The 17,637-nt window shown below is 65.8% G+C and carries 18 protein-coding genes; 8 read left to right on the top strand and 10 right to left on the bottom strand.

Annotation, left to right across the window (positions count from 1 at the left end):
• Positions 1-9 precede the first annotated feature (9 nt).
• Both R3P93_RS09705 and serS read left to right on the top strand, forming a co-directional pair.
• The gene (locus R3P93_RS09705) at positions 10-402 is read left to right on the top strand and encodes an ankyrin repeat domain-containing protein (protein WP_121871792.1); all 393 of its coding nucleotides are present in this window, start codon (positions 10-12) and stop codon (positions 400-402) included.
• An 11-nt stretch (positions 403-413) separates the two neighbouring features.
• A complete protein-coding gene (gene serS / locus R3P93_RS09700) occupies positions 414-1,667 on the top strand; it encodes a serine--tRNA ligase (protein ID WP_317532921.1) in 1,254 nt (417 codons plus the stop codon).
• Positions 1,668-1,710: 43 nt separating this feature from the next.
• Here serS and R3P93_RS09695 read toward each other — a convergent pair whose 3' ends face one another.
• Positions 1,711-2,580, bottom strand: a complete 870-nt coding sequence (locus R3P93_RS09695; protein WP_317532920.1) for a hypothetical protein — start codon at positions 2,578-2,580, stop codon at positions 1,711-1,713.
• Positions 2,581-2,666: 86 nt separating this feature from the next.
• On the opposite strand from R3P93_RS09695, the gene R3P93_RS09690 reads away from it, so the two are divergent.
• Both R3P93_RS09690 and R3P93_RS09685 read left to right on the top strand, forming a co-directional pair.
• Positions 2,667-3,407: a lysophospholipid acyltransferase family protein gene (locus R3P93_RS09690; protein ID WP_317532919.1), complete on the top strand. Its 741-nt coding sequence runs from the start codon at positions 2,667-2,669 to the stop codon at positions 3,405-3,407.
• Between the two features lie 9 nt (positions 3,408-3,416).
• Positions 3,417-3,902 (top strand): GNAT family N-acetyltransferase, encoded by a 486-nt coding sequence (locus R3P93_RS09685; RefSeq protein ID WP_317532918.1) that lies wholly within the window; start codon positions 3,417-3,419, stop codon positions 3,900-3,902.
• Here the strand turns inward: R3P93_RS09685 and R3P93_RS09680 are convergent, their stop codons facing one another.
• Together R3P93_RS09680 and R3P93_RS09675 are read right to left on the bottom strand one after the other, a co-directional pair.
• A complete protein-coding gene (locus R3P93_RS09680; RefSeq protein WP_317532917.1) occupies positions 3,903-5,321 on the bottom strand; it encodes a HAMP domain-containing sensor histidine kinase in 1,419 nt (472 codons plus the stop codon).
• Positions 5,318-6,001 carry a response regulator transcription factor gene (locus tag R3P93_RS09675; RefSeq protein WP_317532916.1) on the bottom strand — a complete coding sequence of 228 codons (684 nt, stop codon included), beginning with the start codon at positions 5,999-6,001 and terminating at the stop codon, positions 5,318-5,320. The genes R3P93_RS09680 and R3P93_RS09675 overlap by 4 nt, the downstream gene beginning before the upstream one ends.
• A gap of 127 nt (positions 6,002-6,128) precedes the next feature.
• On the opposite strand from R3P93_RS09675, the gene R3P93_RS09670 reads away from it, so the two are divergent.
• Positions 6,129-6,743 carry a hypothetical protein gene (locus R3P93_RS09670; protein ID WP_317532915.1) on the top strand — a complete coding sequence of 205 codons (615 nt, stop codon included), beginning with the start codon at positions 6,129-6,131 and terminating at the stop codon, positions 6,741-6,743.
• Positions 6,744-6,807: 64 nt separating this feature from the next.
• On the opposite strand, the gene R3P93_RS09665 is transcribed toward R3P93_RS09670, so the two are convergent.
• From R3P93_RS09665 to R3P93_RS09640, 6 genes are all read right to left on the bottom strand, one after another.
• Positions 6,808-8,226 carry an HNH endonuclease signature motif containing protein gene (locus R3P93_RS09665; protein WP_317532914.1) on the bottom strand — a complete coding sequence of 473 codons (1,419 nt, stop codon included), beginning with the start codon at positions 8,224-8,226 and terminating at the stop codon, positions 6,808-6,810.
• A gap of 140 nt (positions 8,227-8,366) precedes the next feature.
• The gene (locus R3P93_RS09660) at positions 8,367-8,942 is read right to left on the bottom strand and encodes a DinB family protein (protein WP_317532913.1); all 576 of its coding nucleotides are present in this window, start codon (positions 8,940-8,942) and stop codon (positions 8,367-8,369) included.
• Positions 8,943-8,947: 5 nt separating this feature from the next.
• On the bottom strand, positions 8,948-9,691 hold the full coding sequence (locus R3P93_RS09655; RefSeq protein ID WP_317532912.1) for a CPBP family intramembrane glutamic endopeptidase: 744 nt from the start codon (positions 9,689-9,691) through the stop codon (positions 8,948-8,950).
• 19 nt (positions 9,692-9,710) lie between these two features.
• The gene (locus R3P93_RS09650; protein ID WP_317533074.1) at positions 9,711-10,982 is read right to left on the bottom strand and encodes a YhgE/Pip domain-containing protein; all 1,272 of its coding nucleotides are present in this window, start codon (positions 10,980-10,982) and stop codon (positions 9,711-9,713) included.
• A gap of 113 nt (positions 10,983-11,095) precedes the next feature.
• A complete protein-coding gene (gene msrA, locus R3P93_RS09645; RefSeq protein ID WP_317532911.1) occupies positions 11,096-11,608 on the bottom strand; it encodes a peptide-methionine (S)-S-oxide reductase MsrA in 513 nt (170 codons plus the stop codon).
• A 57-nt stretch (positions 11,609-11,665) separates the two neighbouring features.
• Complete coding sequence (locus R3P93_RS09640) at positions 11,666-12,697, bottom strand: NADP-dependent oxidoreductase (protein ID WP_317532910.1); 1,032 nt, start codon at positions 12,695-12,697, stop codon at positions 11,666-11,668.
• Positions 12,698-12,772: 75 nt separating this feature from the next.
• Here R3P93_RS09640 and R3P93_RS09635 point away from each other — a divergent pair, with 75 nt between their 5' ends.
• A complete protein-coding gene (locus R3P93_RS09635; protein ID WP_094638937.1) occupies positions 12,773-13,609 on the top strand; it encodes an HAD family hydrolase in 837 nt (278 codons plus the stop codon).
• Between the two features lie 79 nt (positions 13,610-13,688).
• Here the strand turns inward: R3P93_RS09635 and R3P93_RS09630 are convergent, their stop codons facing one another.
• The gene (locus R3P93_RS09630) at positions 13,689-15,923 is read right to left on the bottom strand and encodes an N-acetylmuramoyl-L-alanine amidase (protein WP_317532909.1); all 2,235 of its coding nucleotides are present in this window, start codon (positions 15,921-15,923) and stop codon (positions 13,689-13,691) included.
• Positions 15,924-16,104: 181 nt separating this feature from the next.
• On the opposite strand from R3P93_RS09630, the gene cobM reads away from it, so the two are divergent.
• Complete coding sequence (cobM, locus tag R3P93_RS09625; protein WP_317532908.1) at positions 16,105-16,848, top strand: precorrin-4 C(11)-methyltransferase; 744 nt, start codon at positions 16,105-16,107, stop codon at positions 16,846-16,848.
• Entirely contained in the window at positions 16,842-17,594 is a 753-nt protein-coding gene (gene cobF, locus R3P93_RS09620; protein ID WP_317533073.1) for a precorrin-6A synthase (deacetylating), read from the top strand. Before cobM ends, cobF begins: the two co-directional genes overlap by 7 nt.
• Positions 17,595-17,637: the final 43 nt, after the last annotated feature.

The following is a 17,637-nucleotide window of genomic DNA, read 5'->3' as shown; positions in this document are numbered from 1 at the left end:
TCGGTCCTCATGAGCGACCCAACAGGTGACGACGACCTCAGCGAGCTCGCCGGCCGACTGTTCGCGATGGCCCGCACCGGTGACGCGGCCGCTCTGGCGAGTTACGTCGACGCCGGTGTTCCGGTGAATCTGCACAACGAATCGGGCGACACGCTGGTCATGCTCGCCGCCTACCACGGGCACGCCGACGCAGTGCGGGTGCTGGTCGAGCGCGGTGCCGATGTGAACAAGCCCAACGACAAGGGGCAGACCCCACTTGCGGGCGCGGTCTTCAAAGGTGAGGACGACGTGGTGCGCGTGCTCGTCGACGGTGGAGCCGATCCGCACGGCGGCCACCCGTCGGCAATCGATGCCGCCACGATGTTCGGACGCGAGGACTACCTGGGGTTGCTCGGCAAGTAAGGTTCCCTCTCGTGATCGACCTGAAATTCCTTCGCGAAAACCCCGATGCCGTGCGTGCCTCGCAGCGCACCCGAGGCGAGGACCCCGCTCTCGTCGACGCACTTCTCGATGCCGACGCATCCCGCCGGGCCGCGGTTCTGGCCGGCGATCAGCTGCGTGCCGAGCAGAAGGCGTTGGGAAAGCAGGTCGGTAAGGCTTCCGCCGAGGACCGTCCGGGTCTGCTCGCCGGAGCATCGGAGCTGGCTGCCAAAGTGAAGGCGGCCCAAGCTGCCGAAGCCGAGGCCGACGCGGCTCTCGACACCGCCCACCGCGCGATCTCCAACATCGTTCAGGACGGCACGCCCGCAGGCGGCGAGGACGACTTCGTGCTGCTCGAGACCGTCGGGCAGATCCCGGAGTTCGATTTCGAGCCCAAGGATCACCTCGAGCTCGGTGAGTCGCTGAACCTGATCGACATGGAACGCGGAGCCAAGGTCTCGGGCTCGCGCTTCTATTTCATGACCGGCTACGGCGCTTTGCTGCAGCAGGGATTGCTCCAGCTCGCCGCGCAGAAGGCCGTCAAGAACGGTTTCACCATGATGATCCCGCCGGTGCTGGTGCGGCCGGAGATCATGTCGGGAACCGGTTTCCTCGGCGCACACGCAGACGAGATCTATCGCCTCGAAGCCGACGATCTCTACCTCGTCGGAACCTCGGAAGTCGCCCTCGCGGGCTACCACTCGGGCGAGATCATCGACCTCGCCGACGGCCCCAAGCGGTACGCCGGATGGTCGTCGTGCTTCCGCCGCGAAGCGGGCAGCTACGGCAAGGACACCCGCGGCATCATCCGAGTCCACCAGTTCGACAAGATCGAGATGTTCTCCTACATCAAGCCCGAGGACGCAGCCGCCGAACACCAGAAGCTGCTGGAGTACGAGAAGGAAATGCTCGCAGCCGTCGAGTTGCCCTACCGCGTCATCGACACCGCAGGCGGCGACCTCGGCTCCTCGGCCGCTCGCAAATTCGATTGCGAGGCATGGGTTCCCACCCAGAAGGCCTATCGCGAGCTGACCTCGACCTCGAACTGCACGACCTTCCAGGCCCGACGCCTCGGCGTGCGCTACCGCGACGAGAACGGCAAGCCCCAGACCGCGGCGACCCTCAACGGAACCCTCGCCACCACCCGCTGGATCGTCGCGATCCTCGAAAACCACCAGCAGGCCGACGGCACCGTCCGCGTCCCCGAGGCGCTGGTGCCCTTCGTCGGGACGGACGTTCTGCGCTGACCCCCGGGTCGTTCCGCAGGCTCCACTCCTGCGTAGAACAGGCTCAGGCGATGTCGCCGATGCAGTAACCCTCGCCGCCGATGGCCAGCACGAACGTGCGGTTCTGGTACACCCCGGCTGCGTCGATGATGTCTGCGTTGACCTGGGTGTAGATGCCGTTCTGCCCTGTGACGAACACGCTGTCGGGATCGAACGAGGTGATGCCGGGCAGGATGTTCGGATTCTCCACCAACGGCGGGACAGTGGGAACGCCGGTGCCGAGAGCATCCCAGGTCTGACGGGCGTCGCACACGAGTGGATTAGTCTCTTCGACGTCGCTGGGGTTGACCGGAATTCCGGCGAGACGCCCCAGGTAGCGATCGACTGTGTAAACCGCGTCCGCCGCGTCGAACACGGGGGCGGTGCCGGTGGGGTAGACGGTGGGGCACGCGTAACCGGACGCGATCTCACTGCGCTTCACACTGACCGTCGCGGTGGGCCCGGTCCACGTCACCGCGTACTGGCCGTCGACGCCGGGGGCGGCAACGGCAGCGAGGATGGCCGCGGGGTCGACGTACATCGTCGGAATGTCGGTGGGCGGAACCGTCCAGCACCGCGCCGTGACGACGCCGATTCCGCCGCCGGTGAGGTCGCCCACGAACGGTCGCAGCGCCATCGCGGCATCGGGGTTACCGGGAACCTCGCCGACGGGTGGGCCGGGCGGAATCGGTGGGGGCGTGGTGGTGGTCGCGGAGGCCGTGGTCGGAGTTGTCGTCGACGTCGTTGCCTCGGGGGTGTTGCTCGTCGCCCCGGATTGTTCGGACGGCAGTCCGACTGCGGAATCGCAGGCCCCCACCAGGGCGAGCGTTGCGATCAGCGGCAGCGCGGTTCGGACGACCCTGGTCCGCCGTGGTGATGCCGCACTGTTCTTCACTTCGTTTCTCCCCCGTTGCTTTCGACCGGACCTGTCATCTCCCGGACCTTTTCTCCGGCATCGTCCACCGACTACGCTAACGGACTGTGGAACCCGTCTACCGATCAGTCATCGGCATCGCTCGTGCAGTGTTCGCGTTCGAGGGCCTGAAATTCGACGTCGAGGGCGAGGAACACATCCCTGCCACCGGCGGAGCCGTCATCGCCGTCAACCACACCGGATACATGGACTTCACCTACGCCGGGCTACCGCCGCGACGGGTGAAGCGCTACATCCGGTTCATGGCGAAGAAGGAAGTCTTCGACAACAAGATCTCCGGCCCGATCATGCGTGCGCTGCGGCACATCCCCGTCGATCGTGGAGCAGGTGCAGAGTCGTACAAGTCGGCCGTGGAGAGCCTGCGCAACGGCGAGCTCGTGGGCGTGTACCCGGAGGCGACCATCAGCCGCAGCTTCGAGATCAAGGAATTCAAGTCCGGCGCAGCGCGCATGGCCATCGAGGCAGGCGTGCCGATCATCCCGACGGTCATCTGGGGTGCGCAGCGCGTGTGGACGAAGGGATACCCGAAACGGTTGGGCCGCACCAACACTCCCATCTCGATCGCGGTCGGTGAGCCGTTGCCGCCGGTCGGTCCGCCGAACGAGCTGTCCGAGAAACTGCGGACAGTGATGCAGAAGATGCTGCTGGAACTGCAGGAGAGCTACCACCACGAGCCGGGCGCGTACTGGGTTCCGGCACGATTGGGCGGCAGCGCACCGACCCTCGAAGAAGCAGACAAGCTCGACGCCCAGGACCTCGCGGCACGTGCGGCCAAGCGGGCCGAGTAGAGCACGGCGATGAACCTCCGCGGTGAACGGGTCGTGTTGCGACCCGTCACCGTCGAGGACGTGCCGGAGCTACGCCGAATACTGCACACCCCCGAGGTGTACGCGCGGTGGGGCGACGAGGACGCCGACGAGAACTGGCCGTTCGACAACCCCGACGAGAAGCGTCTGATCGTCGAATTGGACGGCGCAACAGTGGGATTGATCCAGTACGGCGAAGAGACCGATCCGATGTACCGGCATGCGTCGATCGACATCTTCTTGGACCCGGCAGTGCACGGCCGCGGCGTCGGAAAGGACGCCGTGGGCACGCTGGTGCGATACCTGACAGTCGACCTCGGACATCATCGGTTGGTGATAGATCCGGCCGCCGACAACGCGGTAGCGATTGCCTGTTACAGCGCAGTCGGATTCGAGCCCGTCGGGATCATGCGCAAGTACGAGAAGGGCCCGACCGGCTGGCACGACAGCCTGCTGATGGATCTGATCGTCGAGTAGCTATCGATCTTCTCTCGGCAGTGTCAGGCGGAATCTCGCGCCCGTAGGCCCTGCGGCACAGACGAGTTCGCCTCCGTGCGCTCGCGCCAACGTCCGCGCGATCGACAACCCGAGCCCGACGCCACCGGAGGAACGGTCGCGCGCGGAGTTGAGTCGAACGAGCCGCTCGAAGATGCGCTCACGGTCCGCCTCGTCGACCCCGGGACCGTCGTCGTCGACGGTGACGAACGCCTGTGAATCGGCTCCTGTCGTCACTCGGACGGTACCGCCGGGCGGTGTGAAACGAGCGGCGTTGTCGAGGACGTTCGAGACAATTTGCTCGACGCGGCCCACGTCCACCCTGACCGGCACCGGTTGCGATCCGTCGACCTCGAACCGGACCTGCGGGGACAGCAGGGCCGCGCGATCGACGGTGCGTCGAACCACGTCGGCGAGGTCTGCGTCGGTCAGCTCCAGCTCCGAAGTGTTCTCTGCACGAACGGAATCGAGCATATCGCCCACCAGACGCGACGCCCTGGCAGATTCGCCGACCAACAGCTCGCTCCATCTCCCGACCCGATCGGGGCGGTGCTCGGCGTCGCGCTGCAACGACTGAGCCAGCGCCGAGATCCCGGCCACCGGGGTACGCAATTCGTGGGCCGCGTCGGCCAGGAATCGGCGCATGTCCTCCTCTGCTCGACGCGCCGACTGCGCTGCAGCAGCCTCTTTGCTCTCGGCGTTCTCGAGGGCGTCGAGCATCTCGTCGACGGCCGATGCAGTTTGCCCCAGATCGGTGTTCGGCTTCGATGGAAGCAGGCGACGTCCCCTGTCGCCGTTGGTGATTCGGCGTGCGACCGACGTCATCGAGTCCAGCGGTGACAACGCGCGCCTCACCGCGTAGATCAGCGCGGCGGCGGCCAGCAGCAGAGTGACGGCACCGGCACCCACCATCAGAATGCGCAATTGTTGGCGGACATCGGCGATCGCGGTGGTGTCGCCGAGGAGTGACAGTGTCGATCCGTCGGGTAGGGGCTTCGTGATCTCCAGCGAATCGGAACGTGGGGCAGGCGGATTGGGCGGTCCCGGGGGAGTGGGCGCATTCGACGGGCCGGACGGAGGGTTGGGTGCCGCGGGCCGATCGCCCTGCGCGGGAGGCTCGCCACCGGGCACACCGTAGACCGTTCCGTCGGCGGTGGTGATCCGAACTCGGATAGCGTCACCCTGCAGGGCTTGCACCAAGTCCTGCGCGCTGACCCCGCTGTCGACCAGTTCGACCGCTCGGTCGGCCCGATCGCTCAAGCGAGCATCGAGATCGCGTCGAAGCTGCTGGCCCAGAACCACATCCACCGATGCACCGACCACAAGTAGCAGCACCGCGAACAAAACGACGACGGTGGCGACCACCCGGGTGCGCAACGAGGGCGTGGGTGTGCGGTTCACTGCGGTGCCCGCAGGGCGTATCCGAGGCCACGGACAGTGTGGATCAACCGCGGACCGTGCGCTTCCATCTTGCGACGCAAGGCACTGATGTGCACTTCCACCAGATTGCCGTCGTACGCGCCGTAACCCCAGACCGACTCGAGGATGGACGTTTTCGAGACAGTGCGACCGCGCTGCACGACGAGGAAGGTTGCCAATCGGAGTTCGGTCGCCGTCAGGTCGAGGACGTGGCCGGCGCGGGTGACCACCCCCGCGGATTCGTCCACGAGTAGATCGCCCACTTGGATTGCGTCCGACGACCTGCCGCGTCTACGCAGCACCGATCGCGCTCGGGCAACCACCTCGTCGAGTTGAAACGGCTTGACCACGTAGTCGTCGGCACCGTCGCTCAAACCGCGCAGTCGGTCCTGGAGCTGGTCCTTCGCGGTGACCATGATGATCCCCGCGTCACTGCTCTGACGGACGACGTCGATGAGCGCGAACCCGTCCCGCGCACCGGGCAGCATGACGTCGAGGATCACCACGTCAGGGCGGAAGCCTGCCATCGTGGTTTCGAAGCCGTCGCCGTCGGGCAAGGACGCGGCGGTGAATCCCGCGTCCTCGAATGCCGCCATCAGCGCTTCCCGGATGGGCAGCGAGTCCTCCACCACCATCACCCGGGGAGCGGAACTGTATGTCATTCCTCGATTGTCACTCACCAGCTGAAGTGATCCTGAAGATGCGCCCAGCTTCAGGGTGACTTCAGCTAGCGGCGGCAGGGTCGGTGACAGAACGAATCGAACGAGACAGTGCGAACAAGGAGTGAACGTGAACGATCAGACCCAGCCGATCCCCGCCGCCTCGAACCCGGCCGAGCCCGCTGCTCCCCAGCAGAACAAGCCGAAGCGATCGAAGGGCCGTGTGCCACTGGTGGCAACAGCGGCGGCGGGACTCGCAGTAGGGGCGCTTGTCGCGTCGGCAGTATTTGCTGCCACCGGGCCGGACGTCTCGCCCGGAGTGTCCACGGTCGCGTCGTCGTCGACGCTCGGGGAGCGGACCGACGGCGGTGGCGGGTCGGATGCACCTGCGGTGCCGGCCGCTCCGGACTCCGGCGACGGATCGACGGCTCCCACCCCGTCCGATGATGCGACGCCGCCTGCTCCGGGTAACGGCGAAACCCCGCCTGCTCCGCCCGCGGGTGGTCCGGGCAAGGGTGGACCGGGAGAGGGTGGCCCAGGTCCGAGTGGGCCGGGTAAGGGTGGACCGGGTGCCCTGTGCGCACCGGAAGACGGTGCGACGCCGCCCGCTCCGGCTGATGGTGCGACGCCGCCTGCGCCGCCGACTCCGGGTGCTGAGGGAGACGGCGCGACTGCGCCTGCACCCCCGGCTCCGGCAGATGGCGCTACTCCTCCCGCACCACCTGTCGCTCCTTCTGGTTCCTGATCCAACCTTCTCCAGCTCCGCACCGGTGTTCTCGGTGCGGGGCTGGAGTGGTCTTTGGGCGGGTTCAGGCGATGTGGGGGCCGGCTCGGGCGTGGGATGGTCGGGGTTGTCGGTAGGGGTCGACGGTTGCGGGCGGTACGAACCAGGGGTGGTTGTCGGTGCCGATGAACACTTCCCAGTCACTGTGGTGGATCAGTCGGTGGTGGAACCCGCAGAGTAGGACGAGGTTGTTCATGTCGGTGGGGCCGCCGTCGCCCCAGTGCCAGATGTGGTGTCCTTCGGTCCAGGCGGCAGGTTTTCCGCAGCCGGGGAACGCGCATCCGTGATCGCGGGCGGTGAGGGCTCTGCGTTGTTTGGCGGTGACGGTGCGGGCGGTGCGGGCGAGGTTCAACGGGTTGCCGTTCTCGTCCATCACGATCGCGGTCAGGACACAATCACACGCCAACTGGCGGGAGGTGTTGCGCGAGAGCGGCCCCATCCATGGCAGCCACCCGACCGAAGCGCCGTCGCCGAACAGGTCCCGATACGCGCCGCGATCAGCGGCAGCTCCCGCAGCCTTGCCGGCCTCGGGTTCATCCGCCGCGTCCGGTTCTGCCGTGTCGGGGTGCATCGGTGCGCCGGTGTTGATGTCGACCGGATCGACGGGGTCCGTGTCGGTATCGGATTCTGTTGCTGCGCGTGAGGTTTCGTCATCGGTGATGTCGTCTTCGCCGCCGCAGTTCTGGAGGTCGGTGAGGTCCTGCAACCGGATGTGCAGGTTCAGGTGTGGTCGTTCACCACCTTCGATGGGGCGATCACTGGAGGCGAGGTATTGGTCGAGGATGTGTCCGAAGGCGTCGGCTCTGCGCTTGGCGGGGCTGCGGTCGTCTTGGGTGCCGTCGGCGGCGGGGTGGGGTTCGGTCAACGGGGAGAGTGCGGTGAGCAGCTTCTCGCCGGTGATCGCATCGAAATCACCTTGCAACACCAGCCGACCGTTCAAAGTCTTGGAGGCGAAGAGTTCGTTGCGGTCGGGGTTCTCGGCGGGTGGTTTCTTGGTGCCGAAGCTGTCTTCGAGTCTGGTGATCGCTGCTCGGATGCGGCCGGTGCGTGCGTCGGGCCCGGTCGCAGCCTTGATCAAGGCGGCGCGGGCCATATCGCGACCCTTTTCCGGCAGGTTTTCCGGTGGGGTTTCGGCGAAGGTGAGGATCAGCGCGGCGTGATCGACGGACATGACACCGGTGTTCACGGCGTCGGCGATGTCGGGAAACGCAGACATGCCGCGGGCGAGGGCGACGATCTTGGTGGCCTTGGACGGTGAGAGCAGGGTGGTGGAGGTCAGCCATCCGGCGGGTCCGGGGAAGCCGAGTTTCTCCCGGCTCACGCGGGTGTCGATCTCGGCGACGAGAGCGATCCGCCGGGCTTCGAGCAACTGGATTTGATGGGAGACCGCGGCGGCGTCGGCGAGCAGTTCGCTCTCGCTCAGTTGCCAGATCTCCGTGGTCATGGAAGCCAGTGTATCGAACGCGCGTTCGACTGGCAACCAAAGTTGAACAGAAAAATGTTGTCCTGCATAAGGATTCGCGAATCGGAACCTGTCGGTGGGGTGTGATAGGCGTTGGTGGACCCTGACGTCAGGCGATGCGCTCAGTCGGCGTCTCTGGCAACGGTTTCCAGCTCGGCTCGATATGCGGCCCACCAGGCTTCGTTGCCGTCGGTCATATTTTCGTTGCCGAGTCGTAGGCCTACGGCGTTGTCGATGAGTTCGCGCACGATGTCCGCATGCCCAGCGTGCCGGTTGGTTTCGGCCACGAGGTGCACGAGCACGCGGTGCAGGGTTACTTCCTGCTTCTCGACGGGCCAGTGCAGGACGCGTCCGACAGTGTCGAGGTCGTTCGTTTCGATGGTCCTGTCTGCGTACTTCCAGGCCTCGCGATACAGGGCGACAATGGATTCGGTCGATTCGTCGGCAGTGGCCCACATGTCGGAGTTCAGCCGGGCCATGGCCGCTGCCTCCAATTCCGCGAACCGAGCTGGAAACTCACGTCCGAAGGTGGGGCCGAAGTAGCCGTATTCGACGATCGACAGGTGCTTGATCAAACCCAACAGGTTCGTACCGGTCGGCGTCATCGGCCGCCGTTTCTGGTATTCGGTGAGGCCGTCGAGCTTCCACAGCATGTTCTCGCGGGCGATCCGCAGGTACTGGTGCAGCTCGTCCTTCATGCCGTTCAGCTCACCGACGCGTGCCAGACGAGAGCGGCAGCCAGCGCACCGAGTCCGTTCAACGACCAGTGCAGGGCGATGGGCGCTATCAAACTGCCGCTACGACTGCGCAGCCACGTGAACACGACACCCGCCGCCGCAGTGGCCACGACGGCCAACGCGATACCAACGATCTGCCCGAACAGCCCGCCACCGAGAAATCCGCTCAGCCCCACGTTGCCCGCCGTCAGCCCCAGCGACGACGCGATATGCCACAGACCGAACAGCAGAGACCCTGCAGCGAACACACCCCGAGCCCCATAGATGCGGCCCAAGGTGCCGTGCAGCACCCCGCGGAACGCGAGTTCTTCCGGGATGACGGTCTGCAGGGGGATGACGATCATCGATGCGACGATGGCGGCGGAGACGGTTGCGTATCGGTCGGCCATGAAGAACGGGCGAGTCAGTGGCAGCAACGCGCCGATCGCGACGACGGTGAGGACGACCCCGACGGCTCCGAGTGCGTACAGGGATCCGGTCTTCCACTGCTTCGGAGACAGTCCCAGTTCGGCCCATCCCAGACCGCGTCGGTTCGCCAGGACGACCAGCAGGACAGCGGCGATCGGAACCGTCGCGATACTGGCCCACACCGTGGTGAAGTGCGCGATGAGGTTGGTGCCCACGAGTACGAGGACGACGATGGCGACGTCGAGGTAAGCGTGGAAGGTGCGTCGGGGTGCCACGCTCCCGGCTGGATTCACAGCAAGCATTGGGTCGAGTGTACTGGCGTCAGCTGTGAGCACCCGATGAATCGAGGCTTCGGTCGAGGCCTTTGCCGTCGTAGATGCGGGTGAACACCACGCCGAACACGAGTCCGATGAGCAGCCCGAGAGACGTCATGCCCACCGAGTGCAGCAGCCCTGCGTCGAGTGAGGCATTGAAATACAGGATCGAGCGGGTGCCGAGGAAGATCTGATGCATCGGTTCGAACTGCGCGAGCCAGGTGAAGATCGGCGGGCTCGCTTCGAGGGGAATCGTGCCGCCCGACGACGGTAGCGCCAGGATGATGAAGACGATCAGATTGATCAACAACCCGGCCGTGCCGAACGCGGACATCACCGCCAGCGCAGTGACACCGACGGCGGTGATAGCGAATGCGCCGTACATCCACAGGGTCCATGCGTGCGTGATGGGCATGCCCAGAACATGGCTGATCAGTAGATACAGGCCCGAGACGAGCATGGCGAGTACGAACATCACGAGCCATTTGACGAGCAGGGTCTGGAAGCGGCTTATCTCCGTCAGTCCGCGGTGGATGTATTTGGGGCCGATCTCCGTCGGGGTGAATCCGAGCAGGCCGTCGATGAGTGTGCTGACAATGGTCGCACCTGTGAATCCGGCCAGGACGAGCAGTAGCGCGTAGTAGAACGCAGACAGGCCACCGCCAGTGCCGTCGGGCAGTGGATCATGCTGGGCAACAATCACATCGATCGGCTGCGCCAGGGTGAGTGCGCTGGCACCCGCCAGAGGGGTATCGCCGAGCTCCCGGCGAACTTGATCCGAGATCTGTTGACCGACGGTCTGATTCACCGACTCGAATGCGGGCGTGGCCACTCCGGTGACCAGTGACATCCCGAAACTGCCGGCCCGTGGGTTGGTGTAAACCGTGATGATCGGCTTCTCGACGTCCCCGGGAATCACACTTGCCTGCGCCAGGATTCCCATTCTCTTGGTGAAATCACTGGGAATGACGATGGAGCCGTAGACCTCGGCCGTCGACAGCAGTGATTGAGCTTGCGCCGGACCGACTTCCCGGAAGTCAACCTTCTCCGAATCGACGTTCTGCAGCAGACCCTCGACGATGTCGTTGCCGATGTTGCGCTGCTCGCCCGCGAGGGTGTCGCCCTCGTCCTGGTTCACGATCGCGATGGGGAGGTCGTGCAGATTGCCCCTGGGGTCGAGCACGCCGCCCAGGTACATCGCGGCGAGGAACGACATCAGTGCCGACACCACCAGAATGGGCGCGAGCCAGAAACGCGGCGAACGAAGGACGTCGGCCATCGACCGAGGAGTTCTGTCGGAGGTCACCGGATCAGTGTCGCAACTTCGGCTCCCATGTGCGCGTTTATTCGTAGCAGGCTACGAGTAAACGCGCACATGCGGCGCAGCCGCTCCTAGGCGTTGGCCCGACGCGGCAGCTTCCACTCCGGACGCACCCAGTGGCAGGTGTATCCCTCGGGGTACTTCTGCAGGTAGTCCTGGTGCTCGGGCTCGGCATCCCAGAAATCGCCGGCCGGGGTCACCTCGGTGACGACCTTGCCGGGCCACAGTCCCGACGCGTCGACGTCGGCGATGGTGTCCTCGGCGACGCGCTTCTGCTCGTCGTTCAGGTAGAAGATCGCCGAGCGGTAGCTGGCTCCGATGTCGTTGCCCTGACGGTTCTTGGTGGTGGGGTCGTGGATCTGGAAGAAGAACTCCAGCAGGTCCCGGTATGTCGTCTGGGTGGGGTCGTAGACGACCTCGAGGCCCTCGGCGTGATTGCCGTGGTTGCGGTACGTGGCGTTGGGGACCTCGCCGCCGGTGTAGCCGACGCGGGTCGAGATCACTCCCGGGAGCTTGCGGACGAGCTCTTCGGCTCCCCAGAAGCATCCTCCGGCGAGAATGGCGGTTTCGGTGGCTGCAGACATCGTTGCTCTCCTAGTTCGTTATCGGTCGATACGTGGGGTTCAACGAACGAGGCGGCGTCATAATTCCGAGTCGTGGGTGCGTTCGCCGACCTCGAGAACCAGCTTGCCGGTGTTCGCCCCGTCGAACAGCAGGTTCAGGGTCGACCCGAAAGCGGGGACTCCGCCGATCTCGATCTGCTCGCGCGCGGTCATCTTGCCGCTGGTGAGCAGTTCGGACAGGGCCTCGATGCCCTCCTGGTAGCGATCGAGGTAGTCGAAGATGATGAACCCCGTCATCGATGCCCGATTGACCAGTAAGGACAAGTAGTGCGCCGGGCCGGGCTGCGGGTCCGTCGCGTTGTAGCCGGAGATCGCTCCGCACAACACCACTCGCGCTCCCTTGCGCAGTCGGGAGAGGGCCGCGTCGAGGATTTCGCCGCCGACGTTGTCGAAATACACGTCGATGCCCTTCGGTGCAGCCGCCTTCAGGCCCTTGTACACCGACTCGTTCTTGTAGTCGATCGCCGCGTCGAAGCCCAGTTCTTCGGTGAGCCACGCGCACTTCTCGGGTCCACCGGCAATGCCGATCACAGTGGCTCCCTTGGCTTTCGCGATCTGTCCCGCGATACTGCCCACGGCACCGGCGGCTCCGGAGATCACCACGGTATCGCCTTCGGTGAGCTTGCCGACGTCCATCAGACCGAAATAGGCCGTGAGCCCGGGAAATCCGAGTGCTCCGAGCCAGGTGGGAGCAGGCGCGATGGATTCGTCGACCTTCTGTACCCCCGTGCCGTCCGACAGTGCATGCTCGGTGACGCCGAACGAACCCGAAACGATCTCTCCGACTGCATAATCGGGATGGTGGGATTCCAGCACCCGGCCCACGGCGTGCGCTCGCATCACCTCGCCGATGCCGACGGGCGGCACGTACGAGCGCGCATCGTTGAGCCAGCCGCGCATGGCCGGGTCGAGAGAGACGTAGTCGACGGTGACGACGAATTCGCCGTCGCCAGGAGTGGGAATCGGTTCCTCGGTGAGGTTCCACGTCGATTCGTCGGGTCGTCCCACCGGGCGGTGGGCCAGCCGGATCTGACGGTTCACAGATGTCATCTACCGTTCCTTCCACATCGAAGACGTGCATGTCGAAAACAGGGTGCTTCGACACTAGGGCAGAATGACGTCACGATGACCAACGCGCCGAACACCACCCGCCTCGCCCCCCGACTCGTCGCAAGCGACGTCGACGGCACCCTGCTCGACCAGCATGAACGTGTCACCGAGCGCACCAAGCGCGCCGTCTCGGCCGTCGTGGCCGACGGAGTTCCGTTCGTGCTGTCCACCGGCCGGCCGCCGCGGTGGATCCACCCCGTCGTCGATCAGCTGGGATACGCGCCGATGTCGGTGTGCGCCAACGGTGCGGTGATCTACGACGCCGCCAACGATCGCGTGCTCAGCGCCGAGACGCTGTCGGTCGAGACGCTGCAGTGGTTGGCCGACGTCGCGTATCGCGCGCTGCCCGGCTGCGGACTTGCCGCCGAGCGAGTGGGCCGGACGGCGCACGACTCGGCCACACCGCAGTTCGTCAGCTCCCCGGGATACGAGCACGCCTGGCTGAACCCGGACAACGTCGAGATGACCGAGGACGACGTGGTCGACGTTCCGGCCGTCAAGCTGCTGATCCGGTTGTCCGGCTCCACCAGCGGACACATGGCCGACATCCTGTCCCCGCTGATCTCCGGTCGAGCCGACCTGACGTTCTCCACCGACAACGGACTCATCGAGCTGTCGGCACCGGGCATCACCAAGGCATCGGGCTTGGCCAAGGTCGCCGAGACGCTGTCGGTGGACGTCAAGGACATCGTGGCCTTCGGCGATATGCCCAACGACGTGCCGATGCTGTCGATGGTGGGACTGGGCGTGGCGATGGGCAACGCGCATCCCGCTGCCGTCGCGGCGGCGAACGAGGTGACCGTCACCAACGCAGAAGACGGAGTGGCACAGGTTCTCGAACGCTGGTGGTGACCCTCGGGTCTCCCGGCATATCCGAACACGACAAGGGCCGAGTCACCGTGGTGACTCGGCCCTGGTCGACTGTCGGAACTCAGCCCGCGGGTGCGGGCTCCGGTGCGGGAGCAGGCTCAGGCACAGGAGCCGGTTCCACCGGCGCCGCGACGGGGTTCTGCATCTCCGCGTTGTAGGTGTCGTTGTACGTCTTGATCACGGTGGTGACGATTCCGGTGAGCTCGTTGAAGATCAGCGAACCGTTCTCGAAGTCGGTACGGAAGCCCTCCGGCACCCGGAACTCGTCGGTGATCGGCAGGCCGAGGATGCCGTCTACGCCACCCTGCTGCACGTACTGCTGGAAGATCTTGCCGATGACGGCCACGGCCTGACCGGCCAGGTTGGTGATGATCTCGCCGTTGGCGAACTGCGCCTTCTCGCGGCCGCCGCTCACCTGCACCAGGCCGCTCACCGGAACGCCGAGCGAGCCGGTTTCTCCGCCCGATTCCAACCACTTCTGTGCGACGGGACTGGTCGACGCCAGTCGCTGCAGCTCGGCGACCAGGGCCGGGATGTTCTCGCCCAGAGTGGAACTGGCGTCGGTGCCCGGGCGTGACGGTGCCGGGTCGGTCACCGCGGTGTCGGGTGCGGTATCGGGAGCGTCGGGCGATACCGGAGTGGCATCTCCGCCGCCGCCGAGGTTTGCCGCAGCGATGTCGCGGATTTCTCCGAGTCGTGCGTATCCGGCGTCACCGGGGCATTCGGTGTTGCCTACATCGCGGTGGCCGAAGATCACCGGCAGGTCGACGCTCTGGCCGCGGCCGACAAACGTGAAATCCGTTCCCTCCGAGGTCATCGTGGTGGTGCCCTTCGGGTCGAGACCGGCCTTGCCGAGTCGCCATCCGAGGAACTTGCCGACCGAATCGATGGTCTCCTGCGAGGGATCCTCGTTGGAGTAGTCGCCCATCATGGCGATGCCCATCGTGTTCTCGTTGAACCCGCCCGAGTGTGCGCCCTGGACCGGCTTGTCCAAGCCGCCCGCGCGGCCCTCGAAGATCTGGCCGTACTTGTCGACGAGGACGTTGTAGCCGATGTCGCACCAACCGAGTGTCTGCGCGTGGTAGGCGTAGATGGCGCGGACGATCTCGGCCGATTCGGACTTGGAGTAGTCGTTGCTGCCTGCGGTGTGGTGCACGGTGGCACCGCCGAGGAAGTCGTCGACAGTCGGTGTGGCGCAACGGATCGACTCGTCGGCACCCCACTGAGCGCGGGTGATGACCTTGGGGCCTGCGTCACCGGCGACGGGCGTGGCGATGTCGTTCAATGCCGAGTCGACCGGCGACGTGCCGGGGGTGATGAGTACGGCACTGATGTCATCGACCGCAGCAGCCAACTGATCCACCGTGCCTTCCGGCGCGGCTTCGGGCTGGGCGGGATCTGCTGCAGGTGCCTCGACTGCAGGTGCCGGTGCCGCGGGATCGACAGGTGCCGGATCCTGTTGACGCAGAGGCGTGCTCGACGACGCCGGGGTGTAGCCCAACGGCTGTTCGGCAGCAGCGGGCACCTCGGCCGGGGCGTCGGCAGCAGGCAGCTCGACGACCGGAACCTCGGGAACCGGTGCAGTTGCGAAGCTTTCGGGAGCTGCACTACTCGTCAGCGGCGTCAGCAGCACCTGCACTGCATTGGTCAGTCCGACGAAGATCGGTTCGGTGCCTTGCTTTTCCGCAGCTGGAACGGCGTCGCTCGCAGTGGTGTCCACCGGCGCGGTCTCGAGCCACGGGCCCCAGGATCCGTCCTCGAGTTGCCGGCGAACCTGAGCGGCTGCACCGTCGAGCTGCTCGGAGGTCAGGGCCACCATGCTGAAGGGAGTGTCCTGCTTGATTTCCTTGACGGCGGCACCGAGCGGCGGGCCGGTCGGATCGGCAGCTTCCGGATTCACGGGCAGGGGACTGACCGGCGCGGATGCATCGACCCGGGGAACGGGTGCCTGTGCTGTCGCGTTACCCGGCGCGGGCGTGGTCAGGCCCGGGATGTCCGGGATTTCGATCGGCGGGATCACGATGGAATCCGGCAGCGGTAGGTACCTCAGATCGGAGAGCCGCAGATCCGGCAACGGCAGTCCGGTGAGTTCCTGCAACGGAATGACGATGTCCGGTGCGGAGCTCAGCGCGGTCTCGACGATCTTGGTCGGCACGGTGACCGGGGTTGTCTCGTTGGCCGGTCGAACTCCGGTTGTCGTGCTGTCGGTGAGGCCTGCGACCGCAAAGGGGGTTGCGACGGCCAGTAGTGCGACAGCACCGAGAACGATCGACGGCTTCGTTCGACGGTTCGGCAAGGCGGTACTCCCTGGTTGTTGGTAGGTACGCGTCGTAGGATCTCCAGCTACTGAACAACATGAATCACATCAGCAACATGAGTCCCATCAGACACAAGGCTAAACCTTAGCTTGACAGTTAGCCATCGGCGGGAAGTTCGAGTGGCGCGGCGCGTCGGGCGCGTCACCTACGCTTTCCGCTGTGACTGTGCACTTCATCGGAGCCGGACCGGGCGCTGCCGACCTGCTCACGCTGCGAGCCGTCGAGCTCCTGCGATCGAGCCCGGTCTGCGTCTACGCCGGCACCTACATCGACGACGCGATCCTCGAACATTGCTCCGCGGGTACCCGGCTGGTCGACACCGCGAAGCTCGACCTCGACGCCATCACCGAAGAGTTGGTCGCTGCCCACGAGCGCGGCGAGGACGTCGCGCGCCTGTGCTCGGGCGATCCGTCCCTCTACTCCGCGTTGGCGGAGATGTCCGCTCGACTCGACGCCGCAGGCGTGCCCTGGGACGTCACCCCGGGCGTTCCTGCCTACGCGGCCGCAGCCGCCGCACTGGGCGTCGAGCTGACGGTTCCGGAAGTGACGCAGTCGGTGGTGCTGACGCGCGCGCAGGCCCGCTCGACGGCAATGCCCGATACCGAGGCGCTGAAGAACTTCGCCGCCACCCGAGCGACGTTGGCGCTGCACCTGGCGATCACTCGCACTCGCATCATCGCTGACGAACTCAGCGGGTTCTACGGTCCCGAGTGCCCCGCCGCGGTGGTCTTCCACGCCAGCAAGCCGGACGAGCTGATTCTGCGCGGCACTCTGGCCGACATCGCCGATCAGGTCGAGGCCGCAGGTCTTCGTCAGGCGGCGGTGATTCTGGTGGGGCCAGCCCTTGCTCGACGCGTCGTCACCGAATCCCACCTGTACGACGCGTGTCGGGACCGATCGTGAAGATCCATCTGATCGGCATCGGCGGCGGACATCCGGATCAGGTGACCGTCCAGGCCGTCCGGACACTGCGGGCCGTGGACGTGTTCATCGTGGCCGACAAGGGCGCGTCGGTCGGCGATCTCGGGGCTGCACGGCAGGCGCTGCTCGAGCGTCACCACGGCGGCAACTACCGGGTGATCGAGGTGCCCGACCCGCCGCGGGACCGGTCGCCGCAGCAGTACGTGAACGCCGTCCTCGATTGGCACGATGCCCGCGCCCGCGCCTACGCCGAGGTGCTCGACGGACTCGCCGAAGGCACCGTCGTCGGGTTCCTCGTCTGGGGTGACCCTGCGCTCTACGACAGCACGATCCGCGTCGTCGAGCGGTTGGCCGCGTTGCGCGGCGACATCGAGTTCGATGTCACACCCGGAATCTCCAGCGTGTCGATGCTGGCGGCGAGTCATCGGCTCGTCCTCAACCGCATCGGCGGACCGATCGTGATCACCACCGGCCGCAACCTGGCGGGCGATGTCGCCGCCGGTCTCGACAATCTCGTGGTGATGCTCGACGGCAATCTGGCGTGCAGCGCGCTGACCGGCGCAGGATGGGGCATCCACTGGGGTGCGAACCTGGGAACGGCGGACGAGAAGCTGGTGGCAGGGCCGCTGGACGACGTGCTGGGCGATATCCGCCGAGCCCGCGAGCAGGTCAAGTCCGAGCACGGCTGGGTGATGGATACCTACCTGCTCCGGCGCCTGAGCGAATGACACCGGGCACCTGGCGGGGTGGAGCGGTCACGATCGTCGGATA

The sequence above is a fragment of the Rhodococcus cerastii genome, from assembly GCF_033042195.1.
GTDB lineage: Bacteria > Actinomycetota > Actinomycetes > Mycobacteriales > Mycobacteriaceae > Rhodococcoides.
The sequence above is the reverse complement of the archived record's forward strand: the minus strand, read 5'-3'. Positions and strand labels throughout refer to the sequence as shown.